Annotated in this window: 16 protein-coding genes; 9 read left to right on the top strand and 7 right to left on the bottom strand. The window is 60.3% G+C overall.

The window, feature by feature from the left end:
* Positions 1–13 precede the first annotated feature (13 nt).
* The gene (locus AABE20_RS03480) at positions 14–802 is read right to left on the bottom strand and encodes an alpha/beta fold hydrolase (protein ID WP_338331820.1); all 789 of its coding nucleotides are present in this window, start codon (positions 800–802) and stop codon (positions 14–16) included.
* A gap of 170 nt (positions 803–972) precedes the next feature.
* Between AABE20_RS03480 and AABE20_RS03475 the strand changes: the two genes are divergently transcribed.
* Positions 973–1,782 carry a universal stress protein gene (locus AABE20_RS03475; protein ID WP_338331819.1) on the top strand — a complete coding sequence of 270 codons (810 nt, stop codon included), beginning with the start codon at positions 973–975 and terminating at the stop codon, positions 1,780–1,782.
* A 46-nt stretch (positions 1,783–1,828) separates the two neighbouring features.
* Here AABE20_RS03475 and AABE20_RS03470 read toward each other — a convergent pair whose 3' ends face one another.
* From AABE20_RS03470 to AABE20_RS03460, 3 genes are all read right to left on the bottom strand, one after another.
* Positions 1,829–3,781: an OPT family oligopeptide transporter gene (locus tag AABE20_RS03470; RefSeq protein ID WP_338331818.1), complete on the bottom strand. Its 1,953-nt coding sequence runs from the start codon at positions 3,779–3,781 to the stop codon at positions 1,829–1,831.
* Positions 3,782–3,948: 167 nt separating this feature from the next.
* The gene (locus tag AABE20_RS03465; RefSeq protein ID WP_338331817.1) at positions 3,949–5,805 is read right to left on the bottom strand and encodes an alginate export family protein; all 1,857 of its coding nucleotides are present in this window, start codon (positions 5,803–5,805) and stop codon (positions 3,949–3,951) included.
* Positions 5,806–6,025: 220 nt separating this feature from the next.
* Positions 6,026–6,544 (bottom strand): hypothetical protein, encoded by a 519-nt coding sequence (locus AABE20_RS03460; RefSeq protein ID WP_338331816.1) that lies wholly within the window; start codon positions 6,542–6,544, stop codon positions 6,026–6,028.
* Positions 6,545–6,787: 243 nt separating this feature from the next.
* On the opposite strand from AABE20_RS03460, the gene AABE20_RS03455 reads away from it, so the two are divergent.
* A complete protein-coding gene (locus AABE20_RS03455) occupies positions 6,788–7,015 on the top strand; it encodes a DUF3126 family protein (RefSeq protein ID WP_025826241.1) in 228 nt (75 codons plus the stop codon).
* A gap of 77 nt (positions 7,016–7,092) precedes the next feature.
* Here the strand turns inward: AABE20_RS03455 and AABE20_RS03450 are convergent, their stop codons facing one another.
* Complete coding sequence (locus AABE20_RS03450; protein ID WP_338331815.1) at positions 7,093–7,713, bottom strand: DUF2939 domain-containing protein; 621 nt, start codon at positions 7,711–7,713, stop codon at positions 7,093–7,095.
* Between the two features lie 192 nt (positions 7,714–7,905).
* On the opposite strand from AABE20_RS03450, the gene AABE20_RS03445 reads away from it, so the two are divergent.
* The 5 genes from AABE20_RS03445 to AABE20_RS03425 all read left to right on the top strand — a co-directional run bounded on the left by AABE20_RS03445 (position 7,906) and on the right by AABE20_RS03425 (position 13,049).
* A complete protein-coding gene (locus tag AABE20_RS03445) occupies positions 7,906–8,679 on the top strand; it encodes a HesA/MoeB/ThiF family protein (protein ID WP_338331814.1) in 774 nt (257 codons plus the stop codon).
* Positions 8,672–9,067 (top strand): DsrE family protein, encoded by a 396-nt coding sequence (locus AABE20_RS03440; RefSeq protein ID WP_338331813.1) that lies wholly within the window; start codon positions 8,672–8,674, stop codon positions 9,065–9,067. The genes AABE20_RS03445 and AABE20_RS03440 overlap by 8 nt, the downstream gene beginning before the upstream one ends.
* Positions 9,068–9,201: 134 nt before the next feature.
* Complete coding sequence (locus AABE20_RS03435) at positions 9,202–10,200, top strand: SH3 domain-containing protein (protein ID WP_338331812.1); 999 nt, start codon at positions 9,202–9,204, stop codon at positions 10,198–10,200.
* 34 nt (positions 10,201–10,234) lie between these two features.
* Entirely contained in the window at positions 10,235–11,695 is a 1,461-nt protein-coding gene (gene pyk / locus AABE20_RS03430; protein ID WP_338331811.1) for a pyruvate kinase, read from the top strand.
* A gap of 127 nt (positions 11,696–11,822) precedes the next feature.
* On the top strand, positions 11,823–13,049 hold the full coding sequence (locus AABE20_RS03425) for an SMP-30/gluconolactonase/LRE family protein (RefSeq protein ID WP_338331810.1): 1,227 nt from the start codon (positions 11,823–11,825) through the stop codon (positions 13,047–13,049).
* Positions 13,050–13,142: 93 nt separating this feature from the next.
* On the opposite strand, the gene AABE20_RS03420 is transcribed toward AABE20_RS03425, so the two are convergent.
* On the bottom strand, positions 13,143–14,387 hold the full coding sequence (locus tag AABE20_RS03420; protein WP_338331809.1) for an MFS transporter: 1,245 nt from the start codon (positions 14,385–14,387) through the stop codon (positions 13,143–13,145).
* A gap of 281 nt (positions 14,388–14,668) precedes the next feature.
* On the opposite strand from AABE20_RS03420, the gene typA reads away from it, so the two are divergent.
* Both typA and AABE20_RS03410 read left to right on the top strand, forming a co-directional pair.
* A complete protein-coding gene (gene typA / locus AABE20_RS03415) occupies positions 14,669–16,489 on the top strand; it encodes a translational GTPase TypA (RefSeq protein WP_338331808.1) in 1,821 nt (606 codons plus the stop codon).
* A 367-nt stretch (positions 16,490–16,856) separates the two neighbouring features.
* Positions 16,857–17,144, top strand: a complete 288-nt coding sequence (locus tag AABE20_RS03410) for a hypothetical protein (RefSeq protein WP_338331807.1) — start codon at positions 16,857–16,859, stop codon at positions 17,142–17,144.
* A gap of 126 nt (positions 17,145–17,270) precedes the next feature.
* Here the strand turns inward: AABE20_RS03410 and AABE20_RS03405 are convergent, their stop codons facing one another.
* On the bottom strand, positions 17,271–18,527 hold the full coding sequence (locus AABE20_RS03405) for a D-amino acid dehydrogenase (RefSeq protein ID WP_338331806.1): 1,257 nt from the start codon (positions 18,525–18,527) through the stop codon (positions 17,271–17,273).
* Positions 18,528–18,668 lie beyond the last annotated feature (141 nt).

The raw sequence follows: 18,668 nt of genomic DNA, 5'->3' as shown, positions 1-18,668 counted from the left end.
GGTGCGTGGTTGTTCAGGGCAAGTCGGCCAGAAATTCTTCCACCAGTTCGGTAAAGCGGCGTGGGGCATCGGCATGCACCCAGTGGCCCGCGCCACTTATGCTCTCCAGCCTGTGGTTGGGGAAAAGTGCTCGCATGGTCGGGTAGTTGTCGGGGCTGATATAGGGGGATGTCTCACCCCGGATAAACAGGGTTGGTCCTTCATACCGCAAACCCGGAGCAAGCTGGGGCCAGCCCATAATGTCGGGCATGGCGGCCATAATGTCCTTCAGGCCAATGGCCCAGCCGGGGTTGTCTCCCTGCCTTATGTTCTGCGCCATAAGCTGGCGAACGGCATCGCTGGCAATATAGGGGCGTAGCAGATCGTTGGTCGTGCGCAGGTCCAGATGCGGGGGGAAGGGCAGCGTGTCCAGATTGTCCGGCAGGTCCAGCCGGTCAAACCCGCCTTGGGCTGGGGCAATATCCACCACAATCAGTGCGCGCACGGCGCTGGGGTGGGTCAGGGCGAGTGTCATGGCTGTTTTACCACCCATGGAATGGCCGAGCACAATGGCGGGGTTGGCGTGGCTTTGCTCCATTGTGTCCAGCACGTCCTCCGCCATGGCGGGGTAGCTCATGGGGCCGTGGGGGCTGTTGCCGTGGTTGCGCAGGTCCATGGCCAGTGTTCGCCGGGTTGTGGCCAGTCTGCGCTGCACAAAACCCAGATTACGCGCCCGGCCAAACAGGCCATGCAGCAGCACAACAGGCAGGGCCTGTGCTGGTGTTGGATGCTCGGGGCCGCGCTCGCTCACATTTAGCAACACTGTTCTGCTCTTTCCTCTACAATGGCGCGCAAGGCCGCGCGTGCTGGAGTTTTGCCCAGCTTTGCCGCTGAATGCGAGGGGTGGGGGGCGGTTTTTTCTTCACCTTCCAGAGAGAGGGCATGTGTGCCACAGTCTGCTCCGTGTTTATTGGAAGCAGGGAGGATGGGCGCATGCAACGGTGCCTTGTTATTCTCAGCCAGTTGGACCAGACCGAGGTTTTGTTGGGTATGGCGGCACAGGCTCTCTCTCGCATTCGGGGGATGCGGCGGATTGATGTGCTGGCCGCGCGAGAACCCCCGGATCAGATACTGGGGCGGATGGGCTTTTCAGATGAGCAGGCCCAGACCCTGCGGGCCAACCAGTTGGAATGGGCCAACGCCGTACATACGCGCTTCCAGCACTGGCTGGCGCAGGAATACGGTGCGCCAGCCGACCGACTGGGCAAGGTGGAGGTCAACTGGCTGGACCCCGAAATTACGGTGGACCGGATGATTGCGGGCTACGGCAAGGATGCCGATCTGCTGATCATGGGTTTTCCCGATAGTCGGGATAGCGCGCAAAAACATGGCGCGACCCGTGCTGCCATTTTTGAATCCGGGCGTCCTGTTCTGTTTGTTCCCCCATTTTGGGACCAGACCAGCGGGGACCGGATTTTTATGGCATGGAAAGATACCCCCGCCTGCCGCCGTGCCTTTTTTGCCGCCCGTTCCTTTGTTGGAGCCGCCAAGGCTGTGGAGGTGGCTGTATCCGCTACAGCCCCACTCCCGCTGGATATTTTGCCCGGTGTAACTTTTGTGCAGCAACCCGTGGCCGACAGCGGTAACGCCGGGCAGGCTTTGCTGGATAAGGCGGGAGCATTCCATGCCGATCTGCTGGTTATTGGGGGCTACCAGCACAACATGCTCTACAGCCGCCTTGTGGGCAGCGTAACAGACTATATTCTGGCCAACCCCCGCGTCCCGGTGCTTTTGCAGCATTAACGGCCTTTGGGGGGTAAGCCTTAGGCATAGTGTCGTTTTTTGTGGGTTAGTGGCTCTGGAGCGTTCTGTGGGCAAAAGACCAGCATAGCGCGGCAAAGGCCAGTACCCCCAGAAGGCTGGCCACCCCTTGAGGCATAAAAGCCGCAAGGGAAAAAGCGTTGTCATGCCCTGTAGCACCAGACAGAACTGCAAGCAGCACGCCGGTCAGGCTTTCGCCCACAATAAAGCCAGAGGCCAGCATGGTGCCGGTGGAGGCACTGTCCTTCCTGCTCTGCTCCGCCGAGGCGCTTTGTTTGTGGCTGATCTGTTTGAGCACCCACCCCAGCAGAGCGCCTGCGGCAAGGGTCAGGCTGACGGAGGCTGGCAGGTACAACCCCACGGCAACGCCAAGTGGAGGCAAAGCCTGCCCCCGGCGGCGCAGGGCAAGATCCAGTCCGACCAGCCCCACCCCCAGCAGCATGCCAACACTGAGCATGCTCCAGTCCAGCGAATGGGTGAAAATTCCTTTAGCGATCAGTGTAATCAGGGCTGGTTGCGGGGCGGACAGGGCATGGCTCGGGTCCATGCCGGGGCGGGGCATGGACCCCGTAAACCCGTAGGCCTGATAAAGCAGGTTGAGCACAGGCGGAATAACCGCCGCCCCCACAAGGCAGCCTGCTATTAACGCGACTTCCTGCTTCCATGGGGTGGCCCCTACAAGCTGGCCGGTCTTGAGGTCCTGTAGATTGTCGTTGGAAATAGCAACGGTGGCCGTAATGGCTGAAAGCAGCAGGATGGTAAAAGCCGTTGCCAGTTTTTGGCCGTCTGCCGCCATGGCGGCTGGTGTCAGGCCCAGTGCTTCCAGCCCCAAAATCATTAAGGCGCACAGTACGGCGCCAATAATGATAATGCCCGAAATAGGGGATGAGGATGACCCCACAATACCGGCCATGTACCCGCAAGCTGCGGCCATAATAAAGCCGAACACAATGCAGAACAGCACGGCGGCCCCCACAACAGGCCAGAACCCATGCGTTACAGGGGCCAGAAACGCCGCAAAAAAACCGGCCAGCAACAGCATGGACAGGCCAAGGAGCCACCCCATGGTGCGGGCCGAAAGATCACGCTCCGTGGTGGCGGTCAGGTCCGATGTGCGTTGGAGCATGGTGCGCATGCCGCGCAGCACGGGGGGCATAAGCTCGATCAGGGTCCATAGGGAGGCCACGGCAATGGCGCCCGCCCCCACAAAGCGGACCCTGTGCAGCCATATGTCCTGCGCAAACTGGGCGGGGGGCAGGTGTAGCAGGTTGGGTAGTGTGGCGCTCAGCCACGGCACACCCACACCCCATGCCAGTACGCAGCCGGTGAGCATGGCCATGCCCCCGCTCAACCCGACCAGATACCCCGCGCCGATCAGGGCGGGGGAAAACGCGACACTGAGCTGAAAGACCGCATTCCCCGCGCTGGCGGTCAGGCTTAACCCATCGGCCAGTAGCCGCAGACCGCCACTACAAAAGGAAAAGAGGGAGGCCATAACCCCACCCCGTATCAGGGCTTGCAGGCCGCGCTGGTTGCCCTTGTCAGCTCCTGCGCGCAAAATTTCGGCGGCGGCAACACCTTCGGGGTAGGGGAGGTTGCTCTGCGTGACCAGCGCACGCCTGAGCGGAATGGTAAACAGCACCCCCAGCACCCCACCCGCAAAGGACAGGCCCGCAGTCTGCCAGAAGGGAAAATGCGTCCAGAACCCCGCAATAATCAGCCCCGGAAAGGTGGCAAACACGCATGACAGGGTGCCCGCAGCGGAAGCCTGACTTTGCACCATGTTGTTTTCGAGCAGGGTGCCGCTCCCCATAAGGCGCAGCACGGCCATGGAAATAACGGCCGCAGGTATGGAGGAGGCAAATGTAAGCCCGATCCGCAGTCCCAGATAAACATTGGATGCGGTAAAAACGATGGTGATCAGCGCGCCAAGCACAAGGCCACGGAGTGTGAGTTCCCGTTGGGGGGTTGCGCGGGCCATGCGTCGTGTCTCTCCCGGAGGGTCATGGAGGAGGCGCCACAGATCACGGGAGTGGTCCGGCGTTCCCTCTTGAGCGGTCAAGGGCGGAGGGGCCGTGGGCCTGCCACGTTCCTCCGCTCCTTTTTGCACATACGATGCTCACGGGTCTTTGTCTGCACCAAAGCGGGTCAGAAGGTCAGTTCAATGTTGCTTTGCACAAACGCGCCAGAAGAGGCTCCGGCGTCTATCATGCTGCGGGAGGCAAAAATATATTCTCCATCAATGCCAAGCGTAATGTGGCGTGTGGCGCGCCATGTAAAGCTGGCCTGCGGCATGGTCGCCGTGTAGGCCCCGTGTGGGCGGTAAGCGTAAAAGGCGGTGCCACTGGCGTAAATGGCGTCCTGTCGGCTGTTGCGCCACACGGCTGGCACCTTGAGCAGCAGGGTGGTGTTGGGGGTCGGCGCAATGGTGGCAATGGGGCCTACGTCAATCAGGTTGGACTGGCCAATATAGGTGCTCATATCCAGGTAGTAAGCGCTGGGCACGAAGGGGGAGAGAAAGCTGCCCCAGGAGCTGTTCCGGCTCTTGTTCATGTTCCCGCCGGACACATCGTCCACCTGTATGCCAATGGCGGGGTGGCCGGGCCATTTTGCAAACCGCCAGGAGAGTGTGGCATCAATGGCATAGGCGGAAACAGGGCGTGATGGTCCGTTTTTGGCGGCACGGAACTCTCCCCCCTGCCACATGGCCCCGACCGAAAATTCAAGGGGTCCCGCATTGCCCCATATGCGCGTGCCCGGCGTATCGCGGTGGGTGGAGCCTGCAATAGACCCCCCCGCCATGGTCGGCAGGGAACTCTTGGACAAAATGGTTCCCAGATAGAACGTATCCACAAAAATCTGGCTGTTGCGCCCCATGAACTTGAAGCTGGGCACCGCATAGGACGTATAAGCCCCAAACAGGCGTGACCCCCAGCCAACCTGATCGTGGAACATGGCGGCAGGCGCGTTGTTGGTCAGGGTCAGGTAAAACCCGTCTATGCGGAAGTTTTTCCAAAAGGCATATCCACGCAGGCCATTCCATGAATACGGCAAGGAGGGGTACACGCTACCAGCGGTAAAGTAGGGTGGCGCGTCCAAAAAGGTCATGCGCCCGGCCATGCCGCCAACAGTTGCATTCAGCACCCTGCCGCGCACCTCCACAAATGCCTGTTGTGCGTCCAGCCTGCTGCGCCAGCGGCCCCCGGCATAGCCGTAATAGTTCACACCCGCAGCCTGACCGCTCATGAGTTCCCCATACAGGCGCACATGCTCGCCCAGATGCAGGTCTCCCCCCACATTCCAGCGGAAGTTGTTGCGGTAGGCCAGGTCTTTTTTGGTCGCGCCAAAGCCTGCGCGCTGGTCATAAAAATTATGCTGGCGGAAGTTGCCGCTCAACGTCAGGTAAATATCGCCCTCCGTGTTGAACGGAATGTATTTGAGCGCGTCCATGGCATCCAGCCGGTTGCGTTTGTCGCGCAGGCTGGACCAGTCCTCCGCCCAGCGGGACACGGCATAATACCCAACGGTGCCAAACCCGGCAGCGGCCCCCGTATTGGTGTTGAACACCCCCCAAGGCCCCTGATGCAGGAGTGCTGTTGGCAGTGGTTTAAGCTCAAGCGACTGGGGCTGGCCGTAGGCTTCGGGGCGGCTGGTCAGGGGGGGGAGCAGGCGGGAGTTATCCCAAAAGCCGGGTTGGGGCGCTGTGGGTGCAGGGGGTGGGGTGAGCGTAATAATACGCGCCCCTCCCGTAACCTGCGCGGGGGCTGGTGTGGTGGTGGGCGTGGTCTGCTGTGTGGCGGGTGGCGTATGTGGCATATGCAGGTATGCCGCATTGGGCGCGGTTTCGGCCCATGCGGGGGCGACCCATAGGCAGAGCAGGGCGGAGCCGGAGGCCAGCAGACGTGTGCGCATGGCTGTGGTGGGGGCATAACAGCGCAGGCCGGGCAGGGGCGTGTGCAGGGTGCTGGCCTGTCCTGCGGGGGAGTATTCGGTGATTACGGTCATGGGCCGAGGTCACTTCTTGTTATTTTTATAAGTTCGACAATTCATTCATTTAATGAATGACTTATATTACTATTATTGCTATAAATGCGGATATGTCATATCGCATTTGCGTGTGGTGCATCCCTTTATACGGGATACACCGCGCGCATTCGATAAAAAAATTGGAAAAATTTTTGTAGTGAGCAGTGTTTTTTCTAAATAGTGTTAGAAAAAATACAACTCAGGCAGCAGGCGCTCTGTTGTGGAGCGTACGCAGGCAGGTTTGTGTGCGTGTGGCCAGCCGAATGTCGTGCACTGTGGTCACGGCCTGTTCGGCCTGCCTGCGCCATGTGGCGGACATGCCCGTGGGGGAGCAGATGTTTTTGGTGCTGCCAGCAGCCTGCGTATTGGGTTCGGTCGCACTGAGCACCGTTGCAGGCTGGCGGGGGAGGAGGCGCTGCATGGTGTGTTCGAGCGTTCTGGTTGTGCTGGCATCGGTCTTTGGCAGAACGGTTGCCAGAATGCGCGCAGCTTCCGGCCTGCCCTGTGCGAGGGCGTGCATCACATTGTCCCACCCATGTGGGCGGGAGAGTGCCGTTGCGGTCTGGGCCACACCATCATGCATGGCCATGTAAAGCACATGGTCTGTTCTGTCGCTCTGCATGGTGGGGGGGAGGGGTTTGCCCTGAGTTGCCATAATGCACAACCCTGCGGACAGGCAGACAAGCAGGGCAGACAAAAGAGGGCGCAGCGGTCGCACGATGTGGGTTTCTCCCTTGGTGAGAGAGACAGTTGCACGGTGGAAAATGGCGCGGGCATGGCAAGGGCGTGGCACGGGTGCGAAAGGTTGCCCCCCAAGAGCGGGATGGCCTATAGGGTGCGGAACAGATCGGAAGGCGCGCACGCCGGGTTTACGGTCGCCTGCGGTTGTTGGGGCGGTCTGGTATGTCCCGTGCGCCGTTTTTCCTGATGCGTGATTTGGCTCGACTAAGGAATGAATGACATGAGCGCTTCTCTCTCTGCTTCAGAGATCACCCGCCTCCAGAGCGCGCTGCGCCGCCTGCTGGGTTCGCCTGAACTGACCGTCAACCCGGCCCCGCGTGCGGGCATGTCGGTTGAACTGGCCGTAAAGGGCGAAGTGATCGGCACCATCCACCGTGATGATGAGGATGGTGATGTCAGCTACGCCGTGAACATGGTGGTGCTCGAAGAAGACCTGCCCCGCGCCTGAAGCTGCGGCCCTAACAGAAAAGCCAGTCTTCCGGGGTGGAAGACTGGCTTTTTTTATGGGGTTATGTGCGGGGTGTGTCAGGCGTTGGACGGTGTGGCCGATGCCTGCATCATAGGTTCGCGCCGCATGGGAAATTCCACGTTGGTAATTTTCCAGCCCCAACCCTGAATGCGCAGTTCAACACGCAATGGTGTTTCGCGCTCATGGCCAGGCAGGGGCAATTCCATAACAAACTGGTCCAGACGGTTGAAGTGGACAGACGCCCGCGTAGCCAAAGAGGCAAAAGACGGTGTGGCAGGCTGCGCTGTGGCGGAGGAGGCAGGCAGGGCCTCATCCATCAGTGTGCCAAGGTTGGCCTGCGTGACCGTTGTATCCACCGCGTTGGACACGGCGGTGGATGCAAAGGACGAGCCAAAATCTGGCAGTTCGTCGGCCGCAGGCTGAATGTTCAGGTGCAGGCCAGCCAGTGTCTGCCGCTTGAGGGAGGCGTCCAGCGCACCCCAGTTGATCATGCGGCCAAGTGCTGTGGCGTCATGGCGTTGCAGGTCGGATGCGACAGACCACAACGTAACAAAAGGGGAGGCCAGATACAGGCCAAAAGACACGGCTGCCGTGGCAACACACACCCGGCGCGCGGTCTGGTGCCGGGGCAGACTGGCTGGCCGGACTGTGGGTCCGGGCTGGGTGAAGGTTGTCATGTTACACATTCCTCGTATGCGTGCGGTGCAATTCTTATAGACCAGATACCTTCTTCTAACCAGATAATAATGTGTACGGTTCCATACGTTATTACAAAAATATGACCTTTGTTACACGGCGTTAGGTCGCCCATAACGTGCATATACGGCCATATGGCTGCCCAGATGTTCAGGAGCGGGTAAAACAGACCAATGAAGCTTGACCTCAGCGAAAATGAAATCCAGCGCTATTCTCGCCACATTTTGTTGCCCGAGGTCGGCGGCACGGGTCAGGTCGCGTTAAAGAACGCCTCCGTGCTTGTGGTGGGGGCCGGTGGGCTGGGTGCGCCAGCGGCGTTGTACCTTGCCGCAGCAGGTGTGGGCCGAATCGGTCTGGTGGATGATGATGTGGTCGAACTGTCCAACCTCCAGCGGCAGGTGCTGCACACCACGCATGCCGTAGGGCGCAAAAAGGTGGACTCCGCGCACGAACAACTGGCGGCCCTGAATCCTGAAATCAAAGTAGAGGCATGGGACATGCGGCTGAATGCCCAAAACGCCCATGACCTTGTGGCCAAGTATGACCTTGTGTGTGACGGATGCGATAATTTTGCGACGCGCTACGTGGTCAATGCCGCCTGTGTGCGGGCGGGCAAGGTGCTGGTCTCCGCAGCAGTGCAGCGGTTTGAGGGGCAGTTGGCCACGTTCAGCCCCGAACGGGGCGGGGGGTGCTACAACTGCCTGTACCCCGCAACAGACGGTCAGGCATCGGGCCTGAGCTGTGGCGAGGCCGGGGTGTTTGGCGCGGTCACGGGGGTTATGGGCACCTTGCAGGCTACTCAGGCGTTAAAAGAAATACTTGGCCTTGGTCACTCCGGTGTGGGGCAGTTGCTAATGTGGGATGCCCTGCGTATGAAGTTTACAACCATGACCCTGAGTGCGGACCCGGCCTGTGCGGTGTGCGGCGGTGGACGCACCCATGGCTGAGACCTCGCCCCCCCCCTGTGATCTGGCTTTGCTGATTGTGGAAGCCCGATACGAGCGCATTCACGCCGCGTACATGCTGGCTGCCACGGCTGCGGCCATGGGGCAGACTGTTCTGCTGTTTGGCATGGGGGCGGGCGTATGTGCCTTCTGCCGGGACTGGAACGGGCTGGAACAGGCTGAGGCCGCGCATATGCGCGACCGTGCGGGGGTTGCCGGGCTGGATGTGCTGCGGGAGGCCGTGGTGGATATGGGGTGTGTGTTCATGGTGTGCGACTCCGGCGTAAAAACCATGGGTCTGACCGCGCACGACCTGCTGGTGGAGGTCCAAACCGTGGGTCTGCCCAGTTTTTTTGACCGGGCAGGCGCTGCCAGGCAACTGGTGTTTTAAGCGGTGCGGAATTACGCAAAGGCCGGTTTGAACAGGGTTGTGGCGCAAGCCTGTTGTGCGGTGCCGTGCAAACCGGCGCGTGAAGTGCGCGCAGCCTCTTGCCCCCGCGGCGCTCTCTTGGCAGGGATGCAGCCATGATGTGCACTCGCTCCTCTTTCCGGTTTCGTCTGCTTGCCTGCGTGGCGGGCTGCATGGCAGCTTTTTCTGGCATCACGGCGTCTGCCGGTGTTGCAGCCGATGGTGTGGCGCCTCCGCTCCACAAACATCACAAACATACGCTGGTCGCCCCACAGGCCGCAGCGGCGCACAAGGCCGGGAGTAGCAAGGCTACGGCCAAAAGTGGCGCCGCAGCTAAGGCGGCTGGCAAAAAAAACAAACATCATAAAAAGCATGATCAGGCCGCAGCCCAGCCCGGCCCGGCCCACCATGCGGCTGGGCACCACCATGTTGCCGCCGTGGCAACAGGTGCCGCAGTAACGGCAGCCGCAGCGGGTGCGGCAGGGGCAGTTGCCGCAACGCCCGATATGAGTGCCCCCGATACCGGTGTGCAGAACGACCCCGCAAAGGGCAGCGTGACCGGCCTGCCGCTCCCACGTTATGCCGCCTTGCGTTCGGACGAGGTGAACATGCGCGCAGGGCCGGGGCAGCGTTTCCCCATCCTGTGGGTGTATCATCGCCGGGGTATGCCGGTGCGGGTGGAGCGTGAATTTGATGTCTGGCGGCTGGTGGAAGACCAGAGCGGGCAGAAAGGCTGGATGCAGCAGGCAACACTGGCGGGTGGTCGCGATTTTCTGATCCCCGGCGAACCACCGGGGGACGAGACCCCCATTCCCGCACAGGCCGGTAAGGATGGCGAAAAAGCCTTGCCCTCGGGCCATATGGATGCTCGGGTCATAACCAGTGTTGGCACAGCGCAGGACGCCGCAAAAATACCCGGCGTTGTGTTCATGCGTGCCAATGCCAGTGAGGATGCCGCTATTGTGGCCGTGCTGCGGCCGGGCACGGTGGGGTCGGTTAAGGAATGTGCGGCCGGGGCGGCCTGGTGCAAGGTCTCGGTCAAGCAATATAACGGATGGGTGCCCCGCCGGGCCATCTGGGGTGTGGACGCGGAAGACGTGATCAGCCCATCCTGATCTTTCCGGCGGACTGTTAAGGAGAAATGGATTTATGTCTCTTGTCACAACGCCGGATTACAAAAAAACAGACGCAGCGGCCTGCCGCACCAAAATTGTTGCAACACTAGGCCCTGCCTCATCTGATTACGCGACCATCCGTGACCTCGCTCTGGCGGGGGCGGATGTGTTCCGCTTCAATTTTTCCCACGGGACCCATGCTGACCACGCCAGCCGCCATGCCCTTGTAAGACAGATTGAGGGCGAACTGGGCCGCCCGATTGGCATTCTGGCAGACATGCAGGGGCCAAAGCTGCGGGTTGGGCGCTTTAGGGACGGCAAAGTGGTGCTGGCGGCAGGCGCACCTTTCCGGTTCGACCTGTCTGACGAGGCGGGGGACACCACGCGGGTGCAACTCCCCCACCCCGAAATTATCAAGGTGGCAACGCCGGGCAGCCGCCTGCTGCTGGATGATGGCAAGCTGGCCGTGGTGGTGGAGCATACAGGGCCTGACTGGCTGGAAACACGGGTGGAAATCGGTGGCCCGCTCTCTGACCATAAAGGTGTGAATGTGCCAGATGTGGCCTTGCCCATTCCCGCCCTGACGGAAAAGGACAAGGCCGATCTGGCCTACGCACTGGAACTGGGGGTGGACTATATTGCCCTCTCCTTTGTGCAAAGACCGGAGGATCTGGTGGAAGCGCGCGCCCTTGTGGGTGAACGCGCGGCACTGCTGGCCAAGCTGGAAAAACCACAGGCGGTGGAAAATCTGGCGGCCATTCTGGCCCTGAGTGACGCGGTCATGGTTGCGCGTGGCGATCTGGGCGTGGAACTGCCGCCAGAGAGCGTGCCCCTTATTCAAAAACGCATCATCCGTGAGGCCCGCAGGCTGGGCAAGCCGGTGGTCGTGGCAACCCAGATGCTCGAAAGTATGATTGCCGCCCCAACTCCCACGCGGGCGGAGGCATCGGACGTGGCCGCAGCCGTGTTTGATGGAGCGGATGCGGTCATGCTGTCGGCGGAATCGGCGGCAGGGCAATACCCGCGTGAGGCTGTGCGGATTATGAACCGTATTTTGTGGCGGGTGGAGCAGGATGCAGGCTGGCAGGCCCACATGGCTGCGGCCCGCCTTGCCCCGGAGGATTATGTGGCCGACGCCATAGCCAGTGCCGCCCAGCAGGTTGCGGCCACACTGCATGCGCCCGCCATTGTGGCCTATACGCACAGGGGGGCCACAGCCCTACGCATTGCGCGTGAACGCCCGACATGCCCGGTGCTGGGGGTAACCCCCACAGCGCAGGCCGCACGGCGGCTGGCTCTTGTATGGGGGGTGCGGGCCTTTGTAAGCCCGCCCCACACGGTTTCCACCACGGTTGAGCGGATGGTGGAGGAAGCGCTGGATGTTGTTGCCCGTGCACAGGTCGGGGCTACGGGGGATTCGGTGGTTATTGCCGCAGGCGTGCCCTTTGGCGTAAGCGGCTCCACCAACCTGCTCAGGGTTGCCAGAATCCCCTGAGCGGTATGCGCAACACCGGTGCCTGCCGGTGGTGACAGGCCTCCTGCGGCAGGGTATGTGCGGGGGTCGGAACCGGGCGAGGGCCGTATTGTCGGCCCGTGGGCATGGTAAGGCGCAAGGGGCTTAAATGGTAACCTCACGACGGAACAGGCTGGTCAGGCGGAATGTGCTCAAAGGGTTGTCTGGCCTGTCTGCCGGACTGCTGCTGCCGTCCGTGGGGGCAAATGCCTCTGTTGCCAATGCAGGTGCCGCCAGCACGGCTTTCCCGCCAGATGTGACTACCCAACCGCCCCGGCAATGGGGGGCGGAGGCTCCACCATCCTACGCGCCAGACCCCGATGTGGTGGTGATCGACCGTTCGTTCCGTGATCTGGTGAGTGGTAACGCCACCATCCACCGTGTGTGGGATGCAGGGGTTTGGATAGAAGGCCCCGCATGGTCTGCCGAAGGGCGGTACCTGCTGTTTAGCGATACGGTGACAAGCCGCCAGTACCGTTACCTGTGGGAGACGGGCGAGGTTACGGTTTTTCGCCCCGAATCCTACCATTCCAACGGCAATACGTTTGATTATGTGGGCCGCCAGATTTCCTGCGAGCATTTTTTACGTCGCGTTGTGCGCTGGGAGCATGACGGGTCGGTGCATGTTGTGGCCGACCATTTTGAGGGCAAGCCCCTTAACTCCCCCAACGATGTGATCGCCCACCCCGATGGCAGCATCTGGTTTACCGACCCGGGTTATGGGGACAGCGTAGCCGAAGGCCATGCCGATGCGGCAGGGGGGGAGGCCAACCCTGATGGTCGCATCCGCTGGCGGGTAGGGGAGGAGCTGATCGGGGCCGTGGGGGGCATGCACAAACAGTCCGACCATACGTTTAGGGTGGACCCTTCCGGCCGGATTGATGTTGTGCTGACGCAGGAGCAACTGCCTAACCCCAACGGGCTGTGTTTCTCCCCCGATTTTTCGCATCTGTATGTTATTTCCACAGGGCGGCAGAGTGGCGCTGGCGGGCATGATGGTGACCTGTCCGTGCATGAATTTGACCTGCACAAGCAAGAACTCCCCCTGTCCAACCCCCGCCTGTTCACCAACATGCGTTTTGAAGGGGTGCAGATGATCCCCGATGGGTTGAAGGCCGATATTTACGGCAACCTCTGGTGTGGGGTTGGTGGCCCGCTGGGCCTGTGTGGGGTGTTTGTTTTCAACCCCGAAGGGCATCTGATCGGGCGTATCCGCCTGCCCCATGGCGTGTCCAACCTGACCTTTGGCGGTCCCAAGCGGGACTGGCTGTTCATGTGCGCGGGGGAATCGCTTTACCGTCTGCAGGTCAATACCCAAGGCGCTGGTCCGGCCTGATTTTGCTGGGGGCTTCCCCTTTAGCCACAAGGCCATGCCAGATGGTTAAAGGGGTGGCCTTGTGCGGGCAGTTCTGCCCGGCGGAATTGGGGATTACACGCTTTTTTTCAAAATCAGTGGCAGCAGCGCAAATAGCCCGCAGAGTGTGGCGGCAAAAAGCGCCAGGCCATGCGGGCTTGCCTGCATGGCCGCGGCACTTATGGCGGGGCCGGTAAAGCTGCCCACCCCCCATGCCAGCGAGCACAGGGCATAAATGGCAATCAGGTCTCCACCCCGGTAGCGGTTGCCAGCGGCAGCCATGGCTACGGAATACAGGCTGGCAAATGCGCCATCCCATACAAAAAGCAGCGGGTAGGCAAATGCTGGCTGGTGCATGGCCATGGGCCACAGCAATGCGCCTCCACAGGTCAGCAGGGCCAGAATAACAAGCAGGTGGCGGCGGTTGGTGCGGTCGCCCACCCAGCCAATGGGCACCTGCATGACCGTTGCCCCCAGCAGCATAACGCTGAGCAGCAGCGTGGCCGCCCGCTCGCTCCAGCCGGACTGAATGGCATACAGCGCCAAAAAGGATGTGGCTGCTCCGTCCAGCATGGCAATGAGCAGCGTGGCGGTAATAGCAATGGGGGCCAGCCACAGGTAGCGCCAGAGCCGGTGCCGCGTGGGTGCGGCCGGAGGTGGGGCCACCATCCACGGGGCCAGTGTTATGGCCGCGGCGACCAGCAAAATGGCGGCGGTACCAAAAAAGGGCAGGTTGCCCTGCCGCCCGGTTATGCTGAGCAGGGCCGGACCACAGGCCATGCCAACAGAAAGCAGCGTGCTGTACAGGCCCATAACGCGGCCGCGGGCATGGTTGTCCGTTATCTGGTTCAGCCAGCTTTCAGACAGGACCAGAATGACCTCACAAAACGCCCCCAGCAAGATACGCAGAGGGAACCATGGCCAGACAGAACTGCTTAGCGGAAACAGCAGGAGTGTCAGCCCGCCCCCCGTCAGGGCCAGAAAAATAGCCCGCCTTGGGCCAAGGCGTCTGGCAAGGTGGGGCATAAAAGGGGCAATGGCCAATGCGCCCACGGCGTGCATCATGCTGTTGGCGGCCACCATGCCCGCACCATAGCCCCGCTCGGTCAGGTCGAGCGTAAAAAGGGGCGCGCCCAGCCCCATGACCAGCCCAAAAACAAGCCCCAGAAAAGTAAGGGTGGTCGTGGGCAAAAAATGGATGCGCGGATCTGGATGGGTTGCGTTGCCCGGCATGCGGTCCTTCGGGTGCTTGGCGTTGTAAGGTGCTGGGTAGCGGTAAAATCTGTGGTGCTTCAGCCGGTCGGCAGGACGCTGGGCCACGGGCGGGCAACAGGTTGCCGTGGAGGGTAGGGTAAAAAATATGTGGAGTCGGAGGGCAAAAGTACCCCGTTGGAAAAGCCCTGGGTCTTTGTTGTGGTGCTCTGGTTCTGACGCACGCATGGCTCAGGTCAACCCCCATGTGGGGCGGACATAAGAATTTTACGTGCATTCTGGTGCCGGGAGGGCTATCTGTGCGGCCACGCAAACACCACAGCGATCGCTGACCGTCCTTTCAAGCATGAGGGGGCGGTAAGGCGCGCAGGAGCAATCAGGCCGACTTCATGGATATCCGCAATATCGCCATCATTGCACACGTCGATCATGGCAAGACCACTCTCGTTGATGAACTGCTGAAACAGTCTGGCTCTTTCCACGAGCATCAGCACGTTGCTGAACGCGCCATGGACAGCAATGATCTGGAACGTGAGCGTGGTATTACCATTCTGGCGAAATGCACCTCTGTTGTGTGGAAAAACACCCGCATCAACATTATTGACACCCCCGGACATGCCGACTTTGGCGGGGAAGTAGAACGTATTCTTAGCATGGTGGACGGCGCGGTTGTGCTGGTCGACTCCGCTGAGGGCGCTCTGCCCCAGACCAAGTTTGTTGTGGGCAAGGCTCTGGCCCGTGGGCTTAAGCCCATTGTGGTTGTGAACAAGATCGACCGTGGCGACGCCCGCCCCGACGAAGTTCATAACGAAGTGTTCGATCTGTTCGCAGCTCTGGGTGCGAATGACGAACAGCTCGACTTCCCCATGCTGTACGCCTCTGGCCGTCAGGGCTGGGCCGATCTGGAACTGGAAGGGGCCCGCAAAGACCTCAGCCCCATGTTCGACCTGATCCTCAAGCATGTGCCAGCCCCCGTGCTGGACAAGGAAAAGCCGTTCGCTATGACGGCCACAATCCTTGAAAACGACAACTTCCTTGGTCGCGTGCTGACCGGGCGTGTTGAACAGGGCCGCGCCCGTGTGAACATGCCGGTCAAGGTGCTGCGTGCGGATGGTTCCGTGGTGGAAACCGGCCGCCTGACCAAGCTGCTCTCCTTCCGTGGTCTTGACCGCGTGGCGGTTGAGGAAGTGGAAGCCGGGGATATCGTGGCTGTGGCCGGTCTGTCCGAAGCCACCATTCCGGACACGATCGCTGCTCCTGAAGTTACAGAGCCGCTGCACGCCATTCCGGTTGACCCACCGACCCTGTCCATGACCTTCCGTCTGAACGATGGCCCGCTGGGTGGCCGTGAAGGCAAAAAGGTCACATCGCGCCAGATTCGTGACCGTCTGTTCAAGGAAACCGAAAGCAACATTGCTATTCGCGTGACCGACAGCCCCGAAAGCGAAGCGTTTGAAGTTGCCGGTCGTGGCGAACTTCAGCTTGGCGTGCTGATCGAAACCATGCGCCGTGAAGGGTTTGAACTGACCATCGGTCGTCCGCGCGTGCTGTTCCGCACGAACGAGGAAACCGGTGAGCGTGAAGAACCGTACGAAGAAGTCACCATTGACGTGGACGAACCCTATTCCGGCGTGGTCGTGGAGAAGATGTCTCTGCGTAAAGGCCAGATGCAGGATATGCGTCCCTCCGGTGGGGACAAAGTTCGCCTGACCTTCATCATCCCCTCACGCGGGCTGATCGGCTACCACGGCGAATTCCTGACCGACACGCGCGGTACAGGGATCATGAACCGTCTGTTCTTTGGCTATCAGCCTTACGCTGGCACCATTGAAGGGCGGCGCAACGGGTCGCTGATCTCGGCTGAAGATGGTAACACCACAACGTACTCCCTGTTCTCCCTGCAAGAACGTGGCACGCTGTTTGTGGATGCTGGCGAAAAAGTTTACGTCGGCATGATCATTGGCGAGCATTCGCGCGAGAACGATCTGGAAGTTAATCCGGTTCGTGAAAAGAAGCTGACCAACATGCGCGCATCCGGCAAGGACGAAGCTCTTATGCTGACCCCGCCGCGCCGTATGTCTCTGGAACAGGCTATTGCTTACATTGAAGATGATGAACTGGTTGAGGTCACTCCCTCCGCCATTCGTCTGCGTAAGCGTTACCTTGATCCGAATGAACGTAAAAAGCGCTCCAAAAGCCGCGAAGGCTGATTGGGACGGGGCCACGCGCAAGCGTGGCCCTTGTTCTTTGGGGCGTTAAGTAAACGATGGTAACTCTGTGGCACGGATCACTTTTTTTCGGTGCATTACAGGTTTGAGAACTAGACGCCCCTTTGTAAAACCAAGGAAAACCGCCCTTTTGGGACGGTTTTTTGGTTCAAGCCTCCCTAAGTATGGCAAAAATGTGGCATGAGTGCGTTAAACTCATAATAAGTGTAAATATTGCGCAAATTTTAAGCGCAGACGGCCTGTTTATCCCGTGATATGCCTGAAGTCAGAAACCGGCTTAAGGTTTTTTGCACGGGATGGTGCAGTAAAACCCTAGGAATTCTGGCCGGTTGTATTGGAGATTTAAGAAATGATTTCTCGTCGTCTGCTCGCAGCTCTTTCCACTGTCGCTCTGATGGGCGCTGCTGTTCCTTCTTTCGCTCAGGAAGCTGCTGCTCCTGCCGCACCTGCTGTTGCTGCTCCTGCCGCACCGGCTGCTCCTGAAGCCGCTGCACCTGCTGCTGCTGAAGAAGGCAAGAAAGCTGAAAAGCATGCTGGCAAGCACGCTGGTAAGCATGGTGGCAAGCACCACGGCAAAAAAGGCGCCAAAAAGGGTGCCGAAGGTGAAGCCGCTCCGGCAGCTGAATCCGCTCAGTAAGTCTTCCACACCAATGGGTGGGGCGGCCTAGCCAGCCCACCCGTATTGTGGAGGCATGAGTGCCTGACGCAAAAGGGCCAGAGAAACACTCTCTGGCCCTTTTGCTATGTTTGGGGCTGTAGCGTTTTAACCGTAGCGGCTCAGGGCCAGATCAAGGGTGGGTATATCGGTCTTGCGACCATCGATCATGTCCGCAATCAGGCGGCCAGAGCCACAGGCCATGGTCCAGCCCAATGTGCCGTGGCCGGTGTTCAGCCACAGATTGCCAAAGGGTGTGGCCGGTCCAATAACCGGTGTGCCATCCGGTGTGCAGGGGCGCAGGCCGGTCCAGTAGGTGGCCGCACTCAGGTCTCCCCCGCCATAGAGTTCGGAAAAAGACAATTCCAGCGTTTCTCGCCTGTCTGGGCTGAGTTTGAGGTTATAGCCGGTCAACTCTGCTGTGCCGCCAACCCTTATTCTGTTGCCCAGCCGTGTGATGGACACCTTGTAGGCTGCATCATTCACTGTAGCGGCCGGGGCGTGGCTCTCATCCGTTAGGGGGAGGGTCAGGGAGTAGCCTTTAACGGGGTAGACCGGCAGGTGCAGGCCAAGTGGGCGGAGCAGACGCGCGCTGTAGCTGGCCAGCGCCATAACGTAGGCATCCGCACTCAGGTGTCCTGCACTGGTCCGTACCGAAACAACCGTGTCCGCCGTGGCATCCAGCCCCTGAACGGTGGTGTTGTAAAGAAAACGCACCCCTCTGGCCTCCGCCATGCGGGCAAGCCGCAGGGTAAAGACCTGAGCATCGCCCGATTGGTCATTGGGGAGGAACAGCCCGCCCTTGAGCAGATGTGCTGCGTGGCGCAGCCCCGGTTCGTGGTCCACAATGTCGTCCACACCAAGTAGCTGGTGGGGAATGCCACTTTCGGCCAGCAGGCGCATGTCACGCTGGCTTTTGCTTATCTGTTTGTCTGTACGAAAAAGCTGGATCAGCCCTTGCTGGCGGTCATCGTAGGTTATGCCGGTTTCTTCGCGCAGGGCGTCAAGGCAGTCACGGCTGTATTCGGCCACACGCAGCATACGGGCTTTGTTGAGCGCATAGGACTGGGCATTGCAGTTTGAGAGTAACTGCCCGATCCAGCGCATCATGGCCATATCCAGCCGTTTGCGAATGACCAGCGGGCTATGGCGTGGGTGCAGCATCCATGTCATGGCCTGCCAGGGCAGCCCCGGCGCGGCCCACGGCGAGGAATAGCCGGGGGAGACCTGCCCTGCATTGGCAAAGGATGTCTCCTGTGCCGGGGCGGGCTGGCGGTCAATAACGGTCACGTCATGCCCCAGAGCATTCAGGTACCAGGCAGACGTAACGCCTACAACACCTGCGCCAAGGATAATGATTTTCACGGCTTCATCCTTATAAGAGGATGGGAGAAATCTCTCCCGCCAGTATGGAAGTGGGGCCTGAGGCTCCCTGCTTCTGATCCCCTACCCCGCAAAGGGGGTGGTATTATGGCAGTCCACCTTGCCGGCAGGAGGAAGGGCAGA

Origin of the sequence: Acetobacter zythi, from assembly GCF_963921165.1 — a bacterium.
GTDB lineage: Bacteria > Pseudomonadota > Alphaproteobacteria > Acetobacterales > Acetobacteraceae > Acetobacter.
Note: the sequence above shows the minus strand (reverse complement) of the source record. Positions and strands in the feature narration are given on the sequence as shown.

What these genes read in the sequence shown, in the direction of transcription:
- AABE20_RS03435 (WP_338331812.1), top strand. Translation starts at nt 9,202, where the DNA reads ATGATGTGCACTCGCTCCTCTTTCCGGTTTCGTCTGCTTGCCTGCGTG.
- AABE20_RS03450 (WP_338331815.1), bottom strand. Translation starts at nt 7,713, where the DNA reads ATGACAACCTTCACCCAGCCCGGACCCACAGTCCGGCCAGCCAGTCTG.
- AABE20_RS03465 (WP_338331817.1), bottom strand. Translation starts at nt 5,805, where the DNA reads ATGACCGTAATCACCGAATACTCCCCCGCAGGACAGGCCAGCACCCTG.
- AABE20_RS03475 (WP_338331819.1), top strand. Translation starts at nt 973, where the DNA reads ATGCAACGGTGCCTTGTTATTCTCAGCCAGTTGGACCAGACCGAGGTT.
- AABE20_RS03410 (WP_338331807.1), top strand. Translation starts at nt 16,857, where the DNA reads ATGATTTCTCGTCGTCTGCTCGCAGCTCTTTCCACTGTCGCTCTGATG.
- AABE20_RS03470 (WP_338331818.1), bottom strand. Translation starts at nt 3,781, where the DNA reads ATGGCCCGCGCAACCCCCCAACGGGAACTCACACTCCGTGGCCTTGTG.
- typA (WP_338331808.1), top strand. Translation starts at nt 14,669, where the DNA reads ATGGATATCCGCAATATCGCCATCATTGCACACGTCGATCATGGCAAG.
- AABE20_RS03425 (WP_338331810.1), top strand. Translation starts at nt 11,823, where the DNA reads ATGGTAACCTCACGACGGAACAGGCTGGTCAGGCGGAATGTGCTCAAA.
- AABE20_RS03440 (WP_338331813.1), top strand. Translation starts at nt 8,672, where the DNA reads ATGGCTGAGACCTCGCCCCCCCCCTGTGATCTGGCTTTGCTGATTGTG.
- AABE20_RS03455 (WP_025826241.1), top strand. Translation starts at nt 6,788, where the DNA reads ATGAGCGCTTCTCTCTCTGCTTCAGAGATCACCCGCCTCCAGAGCGCG.
- AABE20_RS03445 (WP_338331814.1), top strand. Translation starts at nt 7,906, where the DNA reads ATGAAGCTTGACCTCAGCGAAAATGAAATCCAGCGCTATTCTCGCCAC.
- pyk (WP_338331811.1), top strand. Translation starts at nt 10,235, where the DNA reads ATGTCTCTTGTCACAACGCCGGATTACAAAAAAACAGACGCAGCGGCC.